Raw genomic sequence first — 18,625 nt, 5'->3', positions numbered from 1 at the left:
TAACCCTATAGATCTCGCGCAGAAAGCGCGGGAAGTAGGGTTAAATAGATGAAATCTCAACAGAACCTTGAGAATAAATTTATAGAAATGCATCACTAAAAATAAATTTTGAAGGGACCCCTGCAAGAAAAATCGTCGTTTTGAGTTTATTGGTTGTTTCTTTAGGTCCACAAATATAGGCACGCAGTCCATCAGGGTTATTGATGCAGCTTAACACCTGCTGATCAATTGATGCCTCAGGAAAACGGCCCTGACTTTTCAGAACGCATGGTTTGTAATGGACCTGGTTAAATAGAGCAGCCAGAGTCTCGAGCTCATCACGGTAATAAATGTCATTATCAGTCAGTCCTCCATGTATTAAAGTAATGTTTCCTTTATGTCCTTGGCTAAGGGCACTTTTTATAATGCCGACAAGAGGCGCTAATCCCGTTCCTGTTCCGGCCAACAACATATCATATGAGATTTTATCCGGGTTGTAATAATAGCATGTTCCAAAAGGGCCTCTAAGGGTTACTGATGTTCCAATTTGTGCCGTTTCTTGTAGCCATTGACTCATGCCGCCATTGGGAACCAGCTTTACGTGCAATTCAATATAACCTTCGTCTTCGGGGATATTCGCAATAGAGTAACTTCGAGTTATTTCATCAGGATTGATTAAATTAAGATATTGACCGGGGAACCAATCATCGGGATTTTCAACGTGCAGCTTAATTTGTAATACATTGTAATTAAGTCGTTCAATGCCAATAATTTGAGCTGTTACATCACATTCTGAGGTATCCGGTGATACAAGTTGGATGTCTGATTCAGGTTTTGCCAGGCATGCCAGAAAATACCCTTGTTTCTTTAGTGGCCCTGGCAAGCCTTCTTGCCAGGTTGGGTTTATTGTTCCATCTGTCGCTTTAATCAGGCAGGACTGACAAATTCCAGCCTGACATGAGTTCGGATAAGGGATCCCATGACGTAAAAGGCAGCTTAAAATGTTTTCTTGCTCTGATACGGAATAGAGACGATTTTTATAAGTTACTGTATTCATAGTTAGCGATCCAGAACGTCCGAACGAACACTGTTTGCAATCGCTGCGACTTCTTGTATGTCGTGTTCATCAACGCCAAGCTCTGTAAGAGTAGCGCCTAAAAGCTCAATAATTACGTCAACATGGGAGTCGTTTAATCCTTTTTGCACCAAATGGCGGTGACCATCTCTCATGCTTTTTCCGGTATAATAATTAGGTCCTCCAAAGACCATGGTCAAAAAGCCTTTTTGCTTGTTAATTTGTTGTTCCATATCAACCCCGTCAAAAAAATGATTGACACGTTGATCGGTGAGTACTTTTCGATAGAAAATATCCACAGCGGTATTAACAGCAGCTTGACCACCTAGACGTTCGTATAATGAAGAGGGCATAATTCAGACTCCATAAATTAAAGATGTATTTTAAATACATCTTATAAAAAGAACTCATGCGAGTCAATAAATAATCATGGGAATATTGATATGCAATTAACACAATTCACAGATTACTCTTTAAGAGCTTTGATTTATATCGCTCTGAAAAAAGACATATGTACTATTAAAGACATTACGGAGGCTTATTCTATCTCTGGAAATCACATGATTAAGATAATTCATAACTTATCCAAAATGGGACTGATAAAAACTATTCGAGGGAAAAATGGAGGAATCATTCTCGCAGCAAATCCTCAGGAAATTAATCTGGGTTCTCTGGTAGTACACCTTGAATCCAATTTTGACTTGGTTCCTTGTTTTAACAAGGACAAAGCAAATTGTTGCATTGCGCCTGTATGCAAGCTTAAAAATATTCTCTATGAGGCGCGGAATGCTTTTATGTCAGTATTAAATCAATATACTCTAGCGGATATTATGCACAATAAAAGCGAATTAAATGTTTTACTAAATATTTGAATTCGGTGTTGGGGGCGTTCCTCAAATGATAGCCAACCTCTCTCCAAGTGATTCTGCACTTTCCTTATTTTTTACTTGTCATCTTTGTTTTGCAAGATGACGTATAAAAGGTAAGGAGCACTCAGCGCTCGGTTAATCTGATTCATCAAGAAAATAGTTTTTACACCAATGAAACATAGCCACAGAGCCTGATACTGCAAACAATATGGGTATGAGTAAGCTTAAATCCATACGTGTTAATTCAAAAATCAGGATTATTGCAGTAACCGGCATTTTTTGAGCCGCTCCAAGAAAGGCCGCTGCACCGACAAGCGCGAAGGCTTCAAATGAAATGGTCGGCCAAATCATATTCCAGAGCCCGCCCAGTATCGCACCAAGCATGGCTCCATTGGCAAGTGATGGAGTTAACAGACCTCCCTGGGCACCAACTCTCAGGCTTGACCATACGATGAGGCTGCGTAAAAGGAGTAATGTTGCGCTTAAACCAATACTCACCTGACTGGAAAATTCCAGTTCAGCCGGACTCTTTCCATTTCCTAACAATTCTGGAAAGTAAACGGACAGAGCACCAATCAGTGTAAAGTTAATCAGACAGGTAATGATCATCATCCAGTTACGCTGAGATTTACTCCGTTGCACTGTTGCAAAGTAGATAAACCAGAAGGCAGCAAATCCCAAAAGCGGGCCTGCTCCAATAGACCAAATCACCAATGAGTAACTTATTGTCAACTCAGGGATGTGGTAAAGCGGTTCATTGCCTAATCCCCACCAGGATACAACTACCGCTATTGCTGAAGTGGCAAGAGCTGGAAGAACGATAGACCAGCTCAGTGTGCACAGCAATACTTCCAGAACAAATACAGCACCACCTAAAGGGACATTATACACGGCAGCCAAACCGGCCCCTGCGCCACAAGCCAACATAATTTTTGTTTCTTTGATGCTTAACCCCGCTTTAGTGGATATCCAGGTCGCAAAAACGGCGCTCGCCTCTCTCGGCGCTACCTCTCTGCCCAAGGGCGAACCCAGTGCGATGGTGACGATTTGGAGAAGCGCATGAAATGTGGTGCTGAGCATGGGCATGGTTTTGTTAGTTTTTATCGCTTCGGCAATACTGACTAAGGGTTTTCCCAATTGATACACTGCTGCCCATCCCAAACCCGCGATTAGTCCACATAAGACTAAAACGGTAATGCGCCGTTCTGGTGAAGAGGCTTGGACACCCTCCAAAAAACTTTCATTACTGATAATATGTAAAGGACTGTACCCATAAGCGATATGTTGAATGTAATGAAGTAATAAAGCTAAAGTCATTCCCAGCAATCCTGACGCGATTCCAACGGATACTGTCACCAGGCAAAAAATCCACACAGGTGTTTTGGATTTATTTTCTTCTGCAATTACTGAATCCATGTTTCTTTGTTCCTTGGCTGTATTTTATAGTGGATCTGACAACATAGTTCGTGCCTCTAATTGCTCTGTGCAATGATGCAGAGGTCTTCATTAATCGATTTAATAAAGTGCTACTCCAATTGGATTAAGCCAATTATTTCCTGTCGCAATACAGGTATCAAAGCTGCCATTATTTTTTATCGGACAGGCTGAAACTGTATTCCCATTTTCATTCGTTATGTACGCCGTGGTGCCTTCAGGGTTTAATGAAATTCCCACTGGGAAATTAAAGTCATTGCCTCTTGCATGGCACATGTTTAGAGTATCATTGGCATTGATCGTGATCCATTAAATGTTTTTATTTGAACAGTAAGTGTGTTAAAATTAATCAGGTTGAATTTGTTGTTCCCGGTTTATTCTTAATAAACACAGTCTAGAAGATTCTGTTTTATGTCCCGCGGTGTTTTAGCAAATTCAATAGAATTAACATAGACAGCATTTTTAGGAGAACATTGTGATTTCATCACCAGAAGAACCATCAGTTATTTTTTCCAGAGAGATAAACGAAGATACGGGATATGCTAAACTGGAACAACGCGGTGCTAACCTCCTGCCAACAAAAGCGGTATGGTTGCTAAGAGAAAGCTCTGTGCCTGGATTGATTACTTTATCTTATTACGTTGCAGAAACAGGGCGCTATCTCAGTCATCGAATGGGCTTTGTGGACGGCCATTGGCGATTTGGCCCCGAAATCAGAGAGGCGGCTCTTGTTTTTGTACAAAAAGCAACTCTTGCATTTAGCAATAATTTACCAGCCGATAGTGCTGATAAACTCTTCACATTATTGGATGAGTACGGATTTGATCAGACCGGACTGATACGACCTGAACTGTTTGAGGCTACCCAAACTCCAGCTTATTTGAGATATAGACCTTCTGCTGTGAATAATGAACCCACTCATTCTCAAGCCGCTTCAAGTGTTCCTGAGTCGACACCAACCGCATCTTCTTTGGGATTTTTTGGTGAAACTGAGGCTATGGACATTGACTCCAGTGATGATGAAGTTTCCTATACAAACAGATATACTTCTTTTTAAATAAGCAGTAGTTTGGGTTATTCACCACCCAACAGGCATGAATGTCTTGTTGGGTGGTGATGCTCTTTTATCGTCTGTCATTACACCTTGGGGTGAATTTACGGTTGTTGCATGGTCTCAGAGGGCAGTGTTTTGGTTATTTCCTCACCAGCAGTCTGAACTGATTTGGTGTGGTAAAAACCTAATCGTCCTAAAAAGGTAAGTGGGGTTATTCGATGCATGTTCAGAGCTTTATAAATTCTGGAATGTTCATCCTTTATGGCATCACTCAGACTTGTATCCTGAGGCAGGGTTTCTACAGCATCAATGATCTCTTTTAATTTTTCACCGCTATTCATCCAATACGGATTCCAAAATTGATCCTGGCCTTGTTTTAAGCGCATCATTGCATCGATGACGATTTTTCCTGCTTCACCATAAGTATTCAGGGCAAGTAAGGCACGATAAAATGAAGGGGTATTTCGTCCCATTGCCTTATATCCGATAGCAATATTAAAAACATCGGCACCATATTTGACTCTATACTCTTCAACTTTTGCATGATTGCCTGCAAGAGCAAAGGCTCTGGCAATATTATCAATTGATGCGCCTCTGGATTGATATTCCTCGACTTTACTCAGATTGTCCGTTAATGCATAGGACTCTGCGATACAGGTTAACAGGCCTTGGTAGAATGATCTGCGGTATTCGAGCTGAGTCTTTTTTTCTTCAGCACTTTCATATACTACATTTTTTTGCATGAGATTGGGACGATAATTAGCTAAATATTCGTTCACTTTTTTATGATTATTGGCTAAGGCAAAACCCTGAAGTACAAAGTGAATACTGGCGTTATGACGGGTTAAATATTCATCTACTTTTTTATGATTTCCAACGAAGGCATAACCGTAAGCTATGTGGTTCTGATCCGCATTAAATTCATTGAAATAATAGTCTACGAATTGATCATTTCCTGCTATGGCAAATCCGGCTGCAATGGAATGGACGTTGGCCCCGGATTGACGCATGTGTTCCACTGCGCGAGTTTTATTTTTTGCTGCCAGTTTACCAGCGACGGAAAGGAATGGGGGATTGGGGTCTATGGCATCCAGACCTATTAAATAGAGGTTATTGCTTAATTCTTCAGGACTCTTAGCGTTTAATGCAGTATTATAAAATAATTCAAACATCAGGATCACCATAGTAAAAAAGCGAGACTCATTGTATTATTTCAGTTCACAAAAGTCAAATATTAAATGAATAGCGAACATAAAAATCATTACCCTTTTAATAACTCAGGTCTGATGACAAATCTTCTATCTATTCCCAACGTTCCGCAAGTTAATTGAAGCTTGGTTCAGGAGCAGATTATTTCACTCTTTGTCTTTCAGAGTTTTTTTCCTGAAAACATGACGCAATGATTAATTTTAAAGGATATATTGACAAAATATTGCTTAAAAAGTTAGCATATAGGCGTGATTATAACGAACTGTATTCTTAACTATGAGCAATAATCGACTCCCGACACATGTTAGTTCCAGAAGTCAAAGACACTTTTGTCTGACTGCGGCGATGTCGTTTTATACTTTTAATCTTTTATCACTTGTTGTCGTGGTGGTGGTCAGCTTTACCCATTTCTCAGCTCTGAGTCGGCTTATCTCCTAAACTATCTGCCCCGCCTCAGGGCGAAGATCCAGGCAGATAAAAAACTCTTTATCAAAGATTTGAATCACTTTTAAACAGAATTTATTCTTTGGTTCAGAGCTTAATTTTGTGCCAGCAGCGATTAAAACTGGTGGAATTACCCAAATCTGTTCAATCAGAGTCAGGAGTTATTATAGTGAACACTGTTCAAAGTAAACATCATTGGCTTGCAAAAGCATATCCCTGGATTATCTGGACCATAGCTGCAAGTTTTTTCTTTTATAAGTATTTACTTCAGGTATCACCGAGTGTGATGACTGGTGACCTAATGAATGCCTTTCAAGTGAATGCGACTGGTCTTGGTAATCTCTCGGCCTTTTATTTTTACTCATATTTGGTTATGCAGATTCCGGTAGGGGTGATGCTGGATCGTTACAGTCCTCGATTATTGACTACAGCAGCAATATTTTTATGCAGTATCAGTACTTTTATTTTCTCTCAGACTGATTCACTCTGGTTAGCCTGTGTTAGTAGAGCGCTAATGGGTGCAGGTGCTGCTTTTGCAGCTGTTTCCTGTTTTAAAATAGCCGCTTTATGGTTTACCCCCAAGCGATTTGCTTTGGTTTCTGGTATGTTTATGACCGCAGCCATGCTGGGTGCTGTTGGTGGTCAAATGCCATTGTCCTTGCTGGTCCAGAATATAGGATGGCGCGCTGCTCTTAAAGTAGTGAGTATTTTGGGTATTCTCCTTGGAATCATTTATTTTCTGGTATTGCGGGATAAGCCATCCAAACAGCAAGATACAGTAAAACAACAGGAAAAAGTCAGTCACCTTTTGCGACGAATCATTACCAACAGACAGGCATGGGCACTTTCTTTGTACAGCGGATTGGCATTTGCTCCAGTTTCGGTATTTGGGGGATTATGGGGCGTCCCTTTCCTGGAAAAAGCGTATCATCTTACAAAAACTGATGCAGCTCTTGCTATTTCCTTTATTTTTATCGGTTTTGCAGCAGGCGCACCATTCTGGGGGTGGTTATCTGACTGGATTCAGCGCAGAAAGCCTATATTGTTTATTGGCACTGGACTGGCTTTAATTAGCCTCTTGGTTGTTCTATACAGTCCCAATTTATACCTATTAACCTTAAGCATTCTTCTGTTTTTCTTTGGCTTTTGTGCCAGTGGATTTTTTACCAGTTTTGCCATGATTCGGGAATTATTTCCCTTAATATTGGTTGCTACTGTTTTGGGTATTATGAATACTTTTAACTCAGTGTTTGAAGCATTATTTGAACCCGTGGTCGGATTGCTTCTTGATTGGAACTGGGATGGTACCATGGTGAACGGCATGCATCATTTTAGCTTGCATGGATATCATACCGCTTTGGCTATTTTACCCTTATCGTTGGCTTTGTCATTGGCTACTTTGCTGATGATAGATGAGACGTATTGTCGTGCTAAAGAAGAGAATAACTGAAGGCTCCAAACAAGAGCAGGATGCTCTTGTTTGGAAGTAAGTTAATCTGTTCAGATTAGGGGCTGTTGACCTTTCATTATTTTCAAGCCTATTTTCCGCGACTTGTTCGCGGAATCGATAGATCTTGCGCAAAACAAGAATATATTGGCCTATAAAGATTGAATTGGATCCCGCGAACAAGTCGCGGGACGTCGAAACATGAATTGTCAACAGATTCTAATGGATTTGTTGGGTACTTTGAGTTTCCTCAAGAATTAAGGCAAGCTTTTTACTGATGGGTAATTCACTGTTTTTTAATGCGCGTACTAAAAGCTCCTTCGCTTTTTGTGGGTTTTTATGATTAAAGTAAATGGACTCTGCAAGCTCCGTTAAAAAACAGTTGGGGTTTAATTCATTGGCTTTATTGATCAACAGCTCGGCTTGCTGCAAGTCTTCTGTCAGGGCGTGTATCAAAGCTAGTCCACCCCAGGCATCAGCCAGTTCATCGACAAGTTGAGCCGCATTTTGATAGGTTTCATGCGCCTCTTTGATGCGATCATTCAGAAGCTGGCACCAAGCCAGGGCAATATGGCAATCGTAGAAATCAGGATAAATTTCTATGGCTTTTTTTAATGTCTGCTCTGCTGCTTCCATATCTCCCTGAACCATGTAGGTATTACCCAAGGCAAACCATAATCGACTGTCCTGCGGGCTAATCTGTAATAATTCTTCAATTTCTTCAACACTTGTTTCTTGAGTCATGAGCCGCAGTAACAGATGCACCAGTTTTGCATCATAATTATCAGGATTTAGTTGCAGAGCCTGGGTGCAGGCTTGTAACGCTGCCTCTTCCTGATTTAAGTCAAAATTAAGGAGTGACAGCAGCCCCAAGGCTTCTGAATCTTCTGGATTATGTTCCAGCACATGCTCTACAAGACTGATGGATTCTTCCAGAGAGTCTTGCCGGTGAAGAATACGTGCCATTAGTAACTCTGCTTCAGGATAGTGTTCGCCTTCCAGTATCGGTGATAATATGTCCCATGCATTATCCAGATCGTAGGTAACAAAGTGGGTAAAGCCCAGGTTATAGCGAAGAGCGGGTGTATCCATATGCGTTAATGCTTCAATAAAGCATTCTTTAGCCTCTGACAATTGCCCTTGATTTAAATGCAGCAAACCCTGATGGCCCAAACAGGCTTCGCGGTTTATTGCACTGGCTTTTTTCAGATAGTGGTGAGCGGAATCCAGATCGCCCAGCTCTATGTACATATCACTGATTTCAATTAATAAAGCCAGGTTTTCTTGATCTTGAGCTAAAAAATTCAGGTGTCGATTTAATTTATCATGTACTGTTTGAGTATCCATTGACGAATCCTTTATAAGAGAGGCTATACTTGGTCAGAAAATGTCGGATACTATAAATCTAACAGGCTAAAAAGGCAAAAATATTATCCACTAGGGGGTATCTTATCAGGGAATTTTTTCAACTTGTCCCGATACAAACCCTCAGGATTGCTTCATACACTCTATTTTTTCTGGAAGAAAACCACGGTCTCCCATTAAATTGGGATTGTAAGTCAGAGTGCATTGAGTGGTTTTTGGGGGTAATGGCTGGGTAAGTTCAATGCTGCTTTTATTGTAATGACACACGAGGTAAATCAATTCCTGAGGTGAAAACACCCATTTTGCTTTTTTTTGATTGGCAAAATCCGGTTTTAAGCTCGCCATTTTATCTGGATGATCTGAATAAAAGGAGATGTTGCTCCAATAATTGTTTTCTATACCTTTGATGGTTTCCCATCCCTTGGGAATGTCATTAATCCGCTCAGTTGTTTTTATTTCCTGAGGGCATTGCGGCTGATACATTTCAGCCTGTAACATAGCGGAACACCCAATTAAGGTTAAACTGATCAAAAGTTTCCAATATATCATTTTTGTACACCTGACGTGTTATTATTGAAATGAAAAAAGCGATATTATCTAAGTACTTTCATATCAATTCGCCGAAACAGAGAGTAACCGTATTCAGTGCGAATTAATTCTAAAATTCGATAGAGATTAAGCGGCAATAATAATGAATGCAGGATGAAAATAGGGTATAAATGGCACTCAAATGCATACAGTATGAACGCAATATTGCTGCAGATCGCGATAAGTCGTAACGTCAAAATCCTTTTGACATAAAAGGTAGCAAATACTAAAGAAGAAGCAATATAGCCAATTAAATCAATCCATGATTCCATTATCAACTCCACTTCTAAATCCCTTACATTCAACATAACATTGACTCTAGGCTATTCGCAACTATTTTACGCATTTGATTTTTTTTAGTACGATTTAAGGTCAAATGTTTGTCATGAGGTCTTTTTCAGCTTCTTTATGAGCAAATGACGGGCTAGAAATTATAGATACATTCTTCAAGGCTGTCCGATTAAAAATGTGACGTCTTTCCGAGCGTAGCGAGGAATCTCCTGCAAATTGGCACTATCTGAATTAATGCATTAATTATCATTGGACGTTACATTACGTGAAGATGATTCTCGCGTACGCAACGATCATGCTCCTGAAAATAGGGCGATGGTTCGGCATATTATTTTGAACAGGTTACAAAATACCAAAAAGAAATTTAAGGATATGAGCATTAGGCGCCTGCAGAAAAAGGCTGGCTGGGGAGACTCAACTCTTGATATGATTTTAATGGCCGCATTTTAATGGGATCGTGCAACCTTGCAGGAGATTCCTCGCTACGCTCGGAAAGACGTCATATTTTTAATGGGACAGCCGTGATACATTCTTTAGGGTCTGTTGACAATTCAAGTTTCGACGTCCCGCGACTTGTTTGCGGGATCCAATTCAATCATTATAGGTGCAATATATTCTCGTTTTGAGCAAGATCTATCGATTCCGCGAACAAGTCGCGGAAAGTAGGCTTGAACATAATGAAATGTCAACAGCCCGTAGTTGCTATGAACAAATTAAAGCAGGTTTAACTCTTCAACAATCCATGAGGCGTTCATGGATTGTTGAAAAGCATCGGGTTTGGCTGGTTGGACACCTGGGTTAATCAGGTTGACTGGTAAAGTATGCCTCATCATCGTTATTTATCGACTCATCCGGAAGTGCATTGGAGTGACTGGGTTCCTTGTAGGATAGAAAACTCAGTATCCGAAGAGGTGTCGATACCTTGTGTTGTTGTTCTTTCTCAACAGCTTGAGCATCCGTTTGGGTTTTATTTGGCTGTGTTTGAGAACACAGAGAAAGCACCCATTCTACAGGTTTCCATAAGAGCTTTAATAAGCGAATAAACCAATGTACTTGAGGACCTTCTTCTTCGTTTCTTACTTTACTAATAATGTATTGCTCAAGTTTGCCTTCACTGAAATAATTAATCTGTTTTAGACAAAGAGACAAGGCATGGTCCTGTTGAATTTCATTCAACTGCGCTTTTTGTTGTATGGATTCTTCAATTTGAGTAATGAGTTCAATGGCACTCTGATGTTGGCCTATATTTAATTCATTAACTACTTCATTCTGCAATAAGGATATTTCTTTGGCCAGAGCCGCGGTCCTGAAGAGCTCTTCATCGGTATCTTGATTAATTAAGGCCTGATCCAGATTATCAATACCCAGATATAGCATGGCAATTAATGCGTTGTCGAAAGTTTTAATTTGATTGTCAATGAATTCAAGGGTTTGTTGGTATGCAGTTTCAATCGCCTGCTCTCTTTGTTGCTGAGAGGGGGATGTGGTAACTGTCGTAATTTTACCTGTATTGAGATAAAGCATATTACCCAGATGGTAGAAAATTTTTTCTCGATTAAGAACTTTTACCTGTCCGGCAAAAAGTTTACCTCCCAATAGTTCCAGGATTATTGAATCGATAAAACTATAAAAATCAGAAACAGCCTCTAATCCGTGATGTTTCACTCGATTAAGCCGTGCTGCAAATTTGTGCCCCGCCTCTGCTTTAGTACATAAAATTTCTTCAGCTTTTAATCCGGAATTTTCCAGCGCTTTTGTGGGCATGTTGTTTGTTATACCCCCATCAGCAATAAGTTCTCCCTTTGCATTTTTAGCCGGTCTGAACAGAACTGGATGAGCCCCTGATTGTTGCACAATTTCTGCAATCGATGCATCAGCCTCACTGTCTTCATTATAGGTTTCAATGACTTTTCGGGATTGATTGGTTGTGACTACGGACAAATGCTTGATCAGATGTTTTTGATCTTCTGGCATGATTGCTCTTAAACGAGACACGTCATTAAATGTAATTCTTGGATTTTCAATTCCATGTTCAGAATCATTTTTATGTGATTTGGGTAGCTGGGTAAACGCTTTATCCAGATTTTTGAGATTAGTCTTTGATTTCGCGAATTGCAGGATGTCCTCAATGGTATCCATTTTAATGTTTTGGCTGCTTAAAGCATGCTCGTACAGATTGATTTTGGCCTTTAATATTCTGTACTGTATGTGCTCTTCCTCCGATTCTGGCTCGGGTATAGCATTCAAATGTTGTTTTATTTGTACGATATAAAACAATTCAAGAATATTGCGTACGCGAGTCCCTTCGGCTCGAGAAAACATCCCTTTGCTGTCTAATAACTTGGTCAGATCGAGTTGAGTAGATATTTTTAATATGTCTTCAGTGCTTATACCAACGGCCAGAAAACTCGCAGTCATTGCTCCGGCAGAAGCGCCGCCAACATGAGTCAGATGTTTGAGTATTCCTCGTTCATGCATTGCCTGAAACATACCTGCGTAAGCCAGTCCTTTTGCTCCCCCACCACTAATGACCAAACCTTTATGGGCAGGTGGATTGATGGCGTAGCCATTCTCGGTTTTGCTCAGGGTACATAATGAGTTCTTTAATTTGCGCTTTTTCGGCATGATTCCACTCGAAACGGTTACAGATTTTTTGGATTTTAACAAATCCACCTTAACTGACGATTAAATACATAATAAATCATATTTTTAATCTGATTATATCACAGGTAATCTTGTTGGGTTGATTTGATTCATATGTTTGGTCTTCAGGTTGGATTATGAGGCAGTAACCAATTGAATCGTTACGCAATTTTACCTGGTTATAGGAACACAATGTATTTATTGCATCAAAGAACGCTATTATTAACGTTAGCGAAACAAGCCAAATCGAATCTTTATTCACAGAACCTGGTGTCTTTTAGTGATTTTTATCAGAACAACATGAATCGCAACGTACTTGATGAAGGGAATATAAAGGGGAAGGCAGTCGATTATGTTACGTTTTATTTTATTGAATGCCTGGGCTAGGCAAACAGGCGTTTAGAGACGCTATCTTATCCTGCTGCCTTTGAATTTCATTTTGCAGGGATTCTAAACCTTCTCTTAGAACAGGTTGAGGGTTCGATACATAATCCGTTTCCTCCACACCTTTAAAAAATCGGAACATTAATCTAGTGTCTTTAGGCGACTCCAGTTCAGATAATAATTTTGCTCTGGCCTCTTCCAGAAGATGTATTTTTGTAGTTTTAAATCCAATTTTTTTACGAAGGAATGTATAGCCTGCATCGGGATTGCCCTGAGTAGTTAATTTGGCTATTTGATCTTCCAGATCAGCAATAACGGCCTGGTTATTAATGTAACCCAGCAAGGATTCATCGTATTTGTCGATATACTGGCTCAATTTAGTGAGCATGTTGTTAAAGCGTTCCAGCTCTTCAGGCTTAAACTCAGGAGAGTAACTGTCATGTTTGTAGGTGGTTCTGAGTAAATGATCGATAATAAAACGATCGTTTTCAAGAGTTAATGGTGGTTTGGAATAATATCGTCCTGTTATATCAAAACCTAAAAATTGGGCAACATTTTCGATGAGTTTTTTACAGGGGGGGACAATCACGTGTTTGATCAAGAAAAACAGATTCACTGCCACAGCCATCATATTAATTGCTGTAAGAGCAGAGACAAACGTGAGGGTCGCAATAGGGGGGCAAAGAACATAAGCCAGAGTCAGGAATGCTATCAAGGAAATAAAGGATACAAATAGTTCGGATTTACTTACCTGATTTTTATAAATTCTGTAAGCAAAGTTAGTCAGATAGCCCAAACTGAGAGACAGATTGGCCAGGATAAGAATAATTTCTTTTGAAAAAAGAGTTGTGGTAATTAATGCCGGGGTAAAAAACATGGTGATAATCAGAGGCATTAAACTGTTTAGACCTTTGGAGGTTTTGTTGAATATATCCCCAAATTCTCTGTCTCGACTGCGATTTCGTCGGAAATATGTTTCGTTTAGTTGTAAATACATCGTTTATTATCATAAGGTTACAGAAAATCAGTACAGGGGATCTTCTGTTTTAAATTAAAAAGATATTGAGCCCTAATCTAAATTAAGCTCTGTTTATAGGCCAATTAGATTAAACTTTACACATAGTATACCTATAGAATTAAATAAATAAAGGGATTCCTGCTTAGGTGTCAGGTCATCTTCTCTTTTAGGATTAAATTAAAATTGTTTTTAAAGTATCAAGACCGATATTAGCCCCGCTTAATACAACAACCACATTTTGGCTGGAAAAATGCTCTGCATTTTTAATCAGTGCGGCCAGAGCGACTCCTGAGGCACCTTCCACCAGCATATGATGTGTTTGCAGCAGAGTTATGATGGCGTTACTTATCTCCTGTTCAGAAACCAGAATCCAGTCATCAACATAACGCTGGCATAAATTAAAAGTCATGGCGCCAGTTTCTATACCACCAGCAGTTGCGTCCGAAAGGGTGGGTAAGCTGTTCATTTCGATAATCGTTCCAGCTTTTATGGATTCAGCCATTACTGGTGAATGTTCCGGCAAGCAGCCAATCACTTTTGTCCGGGGGGATACGGCTTTTATAAAACCTGCAATTCCTGAAATCAATCCTCCTCCGCCAACAGGCACCAGAATCACATCGATTTGATTTAATTGTCTTAACAGTTCAAGCCCTAGAGTGCCTTGGCCTGCAATAACTTGCGCATTATTGTATGGTGAAATGTATGTTTTTTGATGAAGTGTGGCGTATTCTATGGCGTGAAATTCAGCTTGTACACAATCTGTTCCATAAAGTTTGAGTTGTGCATCATACTGGCGAATATTGTCTGCTTTGGTAGGGGACACATGTTCCGGCACAAAAATTAAGCCCGGGATGTTTAATTTTTTGATTCCAAAAGCAACTGCTGCGCCATGATTTCCGGATGATGCGGTGACCACCCCTTGCCGCTTTTGCTCTGGGGACAAAGACAACAACGTGTTAAGTGCGCCTCTTACTTTGAACGATCCGGTGTATTGCAGGTTTTCACATTTCAGATAACACTGTGTTTGGGTGAGTTTACTAATGGATAATGAATGTTCCAATGGTGTCTCACGAATGGAGCTGCGGATACGATGTTCTGCTGCAATGATCTCTTTTTTAAAATCCAACATCCTTCAGTCCTTCTTAAGCGTGTTTTTAGTTTAATGGATTATAAAAATGCATGACGCTTTTAATTGTGAACTTTAAGTTCATAATATATTAATTTTTTATTAATTTAAATCATGGGGTGTTAAATAATATAATGATTGTATTTAATAAACACAGAAACTCACTATGACCATTTGTACGATCAAATATGAATACCACCATACCGGAATTCCAACTTCAGAGATTAGGAAAGGTGAACAATACAGCTCTACGTTTAAAATGTATACCAGTGGCGGTCAAGACAGTGAATTCAGGGTTCAATACCACCGCTTTGAAGAGGGCTGCCCTTTGCATCCTTTGATTCAATCCAAGCCTCATATAGCCTTTAAAGTGGATAATCTGGAGTTGGCAATTCAAGGAAAAGAGGTGATTTTGCAGCCTTATGAACCCTTTTCTGGTTTTAAAGTTGCCATGATCGCAGAACAAGGTGTACCCATTGAATTTATCGAGACGACTTTAAGCGAGGAGGAAATATGGTATGGGAATCACGAAAATTCCGTGATATATCCTGCTGAGGCTTGAATAGATTGTTTCGACATGATTGGTTTTCCACCAACCTTTGCGCCTGGTAACACGATAAAGTACGCTTCTATTCGTCTGGTTGGTGGGTGTGTTTTTATTCTTTTGTCTGGCATGCTTAATCTAAGCCTGCAATTTGATCACTTTAATATCTGTTCTGTTGTCGAGCATGCATCAGAACTGCATCCAGCTACAGCAACATCATGACGTTCGATTCCTGATTTAAATATGCTGTATCCCGGTAAAAAATGAGAGCTTCTTCTTTTTTTCGAGGTTTTGCGTAATTCTGTATCGTTATCTTCAGGATCTTTTTTGTCTTTCTGTTCCAGTAATAAGGGCATAGATGGCTGTATTGATTTTTTTAATTCATCCAATTTTACCAGCAGTAATTGAACGCTTTTCATTACAGTTAACTCATCTTCCTTGTAATAAAATTGATTTACTCTAATTAACTCAGGAATGGCGATCGATAATTTGCTTAAGATGCTAAGCAACATGAATAAATTGTCATTGTGCTCAGGGTGACTTGGGTCAAATTCTCTTTTAAATGTTTTAATTAGTGATTTGATTGAATTTATTAAAAATGAGGGTAAATGTTTGGGTTTGTATGTTTTTTTAGAGGTGATAACTGATGGAATAATATCATTGGATAAATAGTCTTTAATCAACGTATTTAAATTACAACTCATATTTTCAGGGGTATGTTCCCAATGAATTACATCAATTTTTCTTGGTTTTTTTCTTAAAGAGGCTCTGAGGACATTATCCTCATCAAGACATTTGTATGCTTTTAAAAATACAGGAAAATCAGTTCGGAAATGAGTTCGTTCAAAATTGATTAATATTTTAATAGACAACAGGTTTTTTAATAGTTCACCAAATGCCTCAGCGCGCACTAATGGTTCTGAATGGGCATTGCCATCGTTTGCAAAGGTTATATCTCTTTTTATTAATCCCAGGAACGGTAGTGTCGTTCTAAATTGTGAATACACATTGCGCATCATCAAATAATTTTTAGTTCCAGAGGTTATGGTATCAATTTCCTGGAGATACGCATTATCTTCAGCAGATAAGTCTCTAGCAAAATTGACGAGTCGAGAGATATTGGTATTGTTAAAGATACTGCTAATTACCATTAAATGATTGATGTCAGGGTATTGTTCATCATTTAATGGGCATAACGCTTGACCTATTTCAATAAGAAGCTGTAGTGCGTTTTTTAAATTTTTTATAGGTTGATCTAATATTTTTACGACGAAGTAATTACTTAATTTGTTGAAATTCTCAGTAAATTCAATAATATTAGGTGCTAGAGTGCTTTTTCCTACAGTGACACAATTGCTGTCACAATGATGTTCTTCCTTCTCGCTATTAGGACAGAGATCCATTTTTTCCCAGTTTTTATTATGAAACTCTGTTATAGACACCTGTTGATAAAAAGAAACGGTGAACATTCTCAGTTCATGGGCGATGATTTGTACTTCTTCATCTCTTTTGGCACGGGTTTTTGAGAGCGCTTGATCTACTATCGTATCAAATGATGGATTAAATTTAATGATATCAGGTGAACTTATACCCTGGTTTAAAATATAATAATTACGCAATAAAGGTCGTTTGAGGTAAGTGGAACATAAGTCGTTGATTTTAAAGAGATGATTATTGATATCTACTCCGAGTTGCCCCAAGCCTTTCTCCTCATCAGTATTTAATTTCGCTAAAAATCGAAGTTGTATCGCCGTTTTTGTTTTTGGTTTCACCGCGTCAATTGCTTTGTAATAAATCAATTGCGTTACTATGAAGTTTGCTACTATTTTCTGGTCTTTATCAAAATAGGGATATAACGACCTTAAATGAATTAATAGCTGACGTAGAGAAAGTGAACTGAGGATCCCAATAGCACGATGAGTTATCATCGTAAAATCAAATTTTCGTGTTGAGGTGTGAGATGTTTGGCATGCAGTAAGTAGCCATAAGTTTTCCAATGCCTGGCTTTTTTTTGTCTCTGAGTTAAATTCAGGCGGAATCCGTGGTTTCGAGTCGGCAATTGAAATATCTGAGGCAAGCATGTAAAGAAAATCGTTGTTTAATGCATATGTTTTATTTTGAATACGAGAGTACAGTGCATCAACGCGAAGATACATCCCGCTGATTATGTTATGAATTAGTTCACTGTTTTCTGGATTTTGAAAAAATGGTTCTCGACTGAGCACGAAGTCATCGGATAATAAACTCTTCGTGCAGAGTTCATTGAATTCATTGAGTAATGATGCAGAGATGACGGAACGCTTATTGGTTTGATAGTTAATAACCAGATTTTTTAAGAGTTGAAAAGCTGTTTTATTCCCAATAACCTGAATTCCATCAACTTGTGCTTCGTGATCAAGATCGAAATCAGAAGTATCGGATTCTGATATTCCCTGGTCTGAATATCTTAATGATGAATGTAAGGGTTCAATACTCCTTGATGTTGATGACGACGCATCAGAGGAACGTCCGGTTGAAAGCAATGGACAGGATTCACGCAAGCTGTCCAGGCTTGACGGGCTTGCCTCTCCATGGCTTGAAGCTGGTGATCGAAACCTTAGATCCAGGGATTTTAATTTACTCAGATCAATAGCCAAAAGAGCCAATCTTAATTTTGGGTTGATTTCTGGCAGTTCAAGGGCCGTTTTTTTATGATTGTTTTTTACGGATCGGTCGCATTTGTTGTCTACCAGCTTTTTTACTGCCCATAGCTTTTGCGCTATTACTGCTTCATGCAGAGGGGTGTTACCCAGATTATTTGGAACATTAACATGCTTGGGTAAAAATTTAAACAGAACATCCATTGTTGCACTGGCAATTTCATCACTTTGTGCCGTGTAATGGAATAGAGTAAAGCCATTTCTGTCAGGGGTGGCAGCAATTTCAAGCCAGGGCTTAGTCTGTAGTATTTTCCAGGAAGTATCTTCTAATAGCTCGTTCAGAACCAGTGGTTTATTTTTAATGACTAATAGATGGAAAACTGTTCTATCCAATATATAACGTGAATGAATCAAATCAGGCTCGATGATAAACCAATTTATCAACTCCTTTGCTATTTCCGATTCGTCTAAATCAGAATTAATTAGAGCCTGTATCCTCTCTTTATTCATCGTGAT

The 18,625-nt window shown here is 39.2% G+C and carries 17 protein-coding genes; 5 read left to right on the top strand and 12 right to left on the bottom strand.

From position 1 onward, the window contains the following. Positions 1-79: 79 nt before the first annotated feature. Together ELY21_RS08525 and ELY21_RS08520 are read right to left on the bottom strand one after the other, a co-directional pair. Positions 80-1,036, bottom strand: a complete 957-nt coding sequence (locus ELY21_RS08525) for an FAD-binding oxidoreductase (RefSeq protein WP_127108694.1) — start codon at positions 1,034-1,036, stop codon at positions 80-82. A 2-nt stretch (positions 1,037-1,038) separates the two neighbouring features. Then, positions 1,039-1,407, bottom strand: a complete 369-nt coding sequence (locus ELY21_RS08520; RefSeq protein WP_127108692.1) for a group 1 truncated hemoglobin — start codon at positions 1,405-1,407, stop codon at positions 1,039-1,041. 90 nt (positions 1,408-1,497) lie between these two features. Here ELY21_RS08520 and ELY21_RS08515 point away from each other — a divergent pair, with 90 nt between their 5' ends. After that, the gene (locus tag ELY21_RS08515) at positions 1,498-1,926 is read left to right on the top strand and encodes an Rrf2 family transcriptional regulator (protein WP_127108690.1); all 429 of its coding nucleotides are present in this window, start codon (positions 1,498-1,500) and stop codon (positions 1,924-1,926) included. 132 nt (positions 1,927-2,058) lie between these two features. Here ELY21_RS08515 and ELY21_RS08510 read toward each other — a convergent pair whose 3' ends face one another. Together ELY21_RS08510 and ELY21_RS08505 are read right to left on the bottom strand one after the other, a co-directional pair. Beyond that, complete coding sequence (locus tag ELY21_RS08510) at positions 2,059-3,339, bottom strand: chloride channel protein (RefSeq protein WP_127108688.1); 1,281 nt, start codon at positions 3,337-3,339, stop codon at positions 2,059-2,061. Between the two features lie 99 nt (positions 3,340-3,438). After that, positions 3,439-3,633, bottom strand: coding sequence for a hypothetical protein (locus tag ELY21_RS08505; protein ID WP_127108686.1), 195 nt, complete (start codon positions 3,631-3,633; stop codon positions 3,439-3,441). Between the two features lie 199 nt (positions 3,634-3,832). On the opposite strand from ELY21_RS08505, the gene ELY21_RS08500 reads away from it, so the two are divergent. Next, on the top strand, positions 3,833-4,414 hold the full coding sequence (locus ELY21_RS08500; protein ID WP_127108684.1) for a hypothetical protein: 582 nt from the start codon (positions 3,833-3,835) through the stop codon (positions 4,412-4,414). 98 nt (positions 4,415-4,512) lie between these two features. On the opposite strand, the gene ELY21_RS08495 is transcribed toward ELY21_RS08500, so the two are convergent. Beyond that, positions 4,513-5,583 carry a hypothetical protein gene (locus ELY21_RS08495; protein ID WP_127108682.1) on the bottom strand — a complete coding sequence of 357 codons (1,071 nt, stop codon included), beginning with the start codon at positions 5,581-5,583 and terminating at the stop codon, positions 4,513-4,515. 650 nt (positions 5,584-6,233) lie between these two features. On the opposite strand from ELY21_RS08495, the gene ELY21_RS08490 reads away from it, so the two are divergent. Then, positions 6,234-7,514, top strand: coding sequence for an MFS transporter (locus ELY21_RS08490; protein WP_127108680.1), 1,281 nt, complete (start codon positions 6,234-6,236; stop codon positions 7,512-7,514). A gap of 216 nt (positions 7,515-7,730) precedes the next feature. Here ELY21_RS08490 and ELY21_RS08485 read toward each other — a convergent pair whose 3' ends face one another. The 4 genes from ELY21_RS08485 to ELY21_RS08465 all read right to left on the bottom strand — a co-directional run bounded on the left by ELY21_RS08485 (position 7,731) and on the right by ELY21_RS08465 (position 12,380). Further along, the gene (locus ELY21_RS08485) at positions 7,731-8,858 is read right to left on the bottom strand and encodes a tetratricopeptide repeat protein (protein WP_127108678.1); all 1,128 of its coding nucleotides are present in this window, start codon (positions 8,856-8,858) and stop codon (positions 7,731-7,733) included. A gap of 141 nt (positions 8,859-8,999) precedes the next feature. Further along, positions 9,000-9,425, bottom strand: a complete 426-nt coding sequence (locus tag ELY21_RS08480; RefSeq protein ID WP_127108676.1) for an STY0301 family protein — start codon at positions 9,423-9,425, stop codon at positions 9,000-9,002. A 44-nt stretch (positions 9,426-9,469) separates the two neighbouring features. Further along, positions 9,470-9,736 (bottom strand): hypothetical protein, encoded by a 267-nt coding sequence (locus tag ELY21_RS08475; protein WP_028383887.1) that lies wholly within the window; start codon positions 9,734-9,736, stop codon positions 9,470-9,472. 817 nt (positions 9,737-10,553) lie between these two features. Next, positions 10,554-12,380 (bottom strand): patatin-like phospholipase family protein, encoded by a 1,827-nt coding sequence (locus ELY21_RS08465; RefSeq protein ID WP_127108672.1) that lies wholly within the window; start codon positions 12,378-12,380, stop codon positions 10,554-10,556. Positions 12,381-12,590: 210 nt separating this feature from the next. Between ELY21_RS08465 and ELY21_RS08460 the strand changes: the two genes are divergently transcribed. Beyond that, complete coding sequence (locus tag ELY21_RS08460; RefSeq protein WP_127108670.1) at positions 12,591-12,785, top strand: hypothetical protein; 195 nt, start codon at positions 12,591-12,593, stop codon at positions 12,783-12,785. Here ELY21_RS08460 and ELY21_RS08455 read toward each other — a convergent pair. Then, positions 12,766-13,677 carry a hypothetical protein gene (locus tag ELY21_RS08455; protein ID WP_127108668.1) on the bottom strand — a complete coding sequence of 304 codons (912 nt, stop codon included), beginning with the start codon at positions 13,675-13,677 and terminating at the stop codon, positions 12,766-12,768. The genes ELY21_RS08460 and ELY21_RS08455 overlap by 20 nt on opposite strands. A gap of 295 nt (positions 13,678-13,972) precedes the next feature. Next, positions 13,973-14,929, bottom strand: coding sequence for a threonine/serine dehydratase (locus ELY21_RS08450; protein WP_127108666.1), 957 nt, complete (start codon positions 14,927-14,929; stop codon positions 13,973-13,975). 163 nt (positions 14,930-15,092) lie between these two features. Here ELY21_RS08450 and ELY21_RS08445 point away from each other — a divergent pair, with 163 nt between their 5' ends. After that, positions 15,093-15,488 (top strand): hypothetical protein, encoded by a 396-nt coding sequence (locus tag ELY21_RS08445; protein ID WP_127108664.1) that lies wholly within the window; start codon positions 15,093-15,095, stop codon positions 15,486-15,488. 137 nt (positions 15,489-15,625) lie between these two features. Here ELY21_RS08445 and ELY21_RS08440 read toward each other — a convergent pair whose 3' ends face one another. Beyond that, the gene (locus ELY21_RS08440) at positions 15,626-18,619 is read right to left on the bottom strand and encodes a RasGEF domain-containing protein (RefSeq protein WP_127108662.1); all 2,994 of its coding nucleotides are present in this window, start codon (positions 18,617-18,619) and stop codon (positions 15,626-15,628) included. Positions 18,620-18,625 lie beyond the last annotated feature (6 nt).

Origin of the sequence: Legionella sp. km535, from assembly GCF_003990085.1 — a bacterium.
GTDB classification, from domain to species: Bacteria; Pseudomonadota; Gammaproteobacteria; order Legionellales; family Legionellaceae; genus Legionella; species Legionella moravica.
Note: the sequence above shows the minus strand (reverse complement) of the source record. Positions and strands in the feature narration are given on the sequence as shown.

Bases quoted from the DNA above. Each gene is read 5' to 3' on its own strand.
- ELY21_RS08440 (WP_127108662.1), bottom strand. From the start codon at position 18,619: ATGAATAAAGAGAGGATACAGGCTCTAATTAATTCTGATTTAGACGAA.
- ELY21_RS08495 (WP_127108682.1), bottom strand. From the start codon at position 5,583: ATGTTTGAATTATTTTATAATACTGCATTAAACGCTAAGAGTCCTGAA.
- ELY21_RS08515 (WP_127108690.1), top strand. From the start codon at position 1,498: ATGCAATTAACACAATTCACAGATTACTCTTTAAGAGCTTTGATTTAT.
- ELY21_RS08460 (WP_127108670.1), top strand. From the start codon at position 12,591: ATGTATTTATTGCATCAAAGAACGCTATTATTAACGTTAGCGAAACAA.
- ELY21_RS08485 (WP_127108678.1), bottom strand. From the start codon at position 8,858: ATGGATACTCAAACAGTACATGATAAATTAAATCGACACCTGAATTTT.
- ELY21_RS08480 (WP_127108676.1), bottom strand. From the start codon at position 9,425: ATGATATATTGGAAACTTTTGATCAGTTTAACCTTAATTGGGTGTTCC.
- ELY21_RS08510 (WP_127108688.1), bottom strand. From the start codon at position 3,339: ATGGATTCAGTAATTGCAGAAGAAAATAAATCCAAAACACCTGTGTGG.
- ELY21_RS08505 (WP_127108686.1), bottom strand. From the start codon at position 3,633: ATGTGCCATGCAAGAGGCAATGACTTTAATTTCCCAGTGGGAATTTCA.
- ELY21_RS08475 (WP_028383887.1), bottom strand. From the start codon at position 9,736: ATGGAATCATGGATTGATTTAATTGGCTATATTGCTTCTTCTTTAGTA.
- ELY21_RS08520 (WP_127108692.1), bottom strand. From the start codon at position 1,407: ATGCCCTCTTCATTATACGAACGTCTAGGTGGTCAAGCTGCTGTTAAT.
- ELY21_RS08525 (WP_127108694.1), bottom strand. From the start codon at position 1,036: ATGAATACAGTAACTTATAAAAATCGTCTCTATTCCGTATCAGAGCAA.
- ELY21_RS08450 (WP_127108666.1), bottom strand. From the start codon at position 14,929: ATGTTGGATTTTAAAAAAGAGATCATTGCAGCAGAACATCGTATCCGC.
- ELY21_RS08465 (WP_127108672.1), bottom strand. From the start codon at position 12,380: ATGCCGAAAAAGCGCAAATTAAAGAACTCATTATGTACCCTGAGCAAA.
- ELY21_RS08445 (WP_127108664.1), top strand. From the start codon at position 15,093: ATGACCATTTGTACGATCAAATATGAATACCACCATACCGGAATTCCA.
- ELY21_RS08455 (WP_127108668.1), bottom strand. From the start codon at position 13,677: ATGCCTCTGATTATCACCATGTTTTTTACCCCGGCATTAATTACCACA.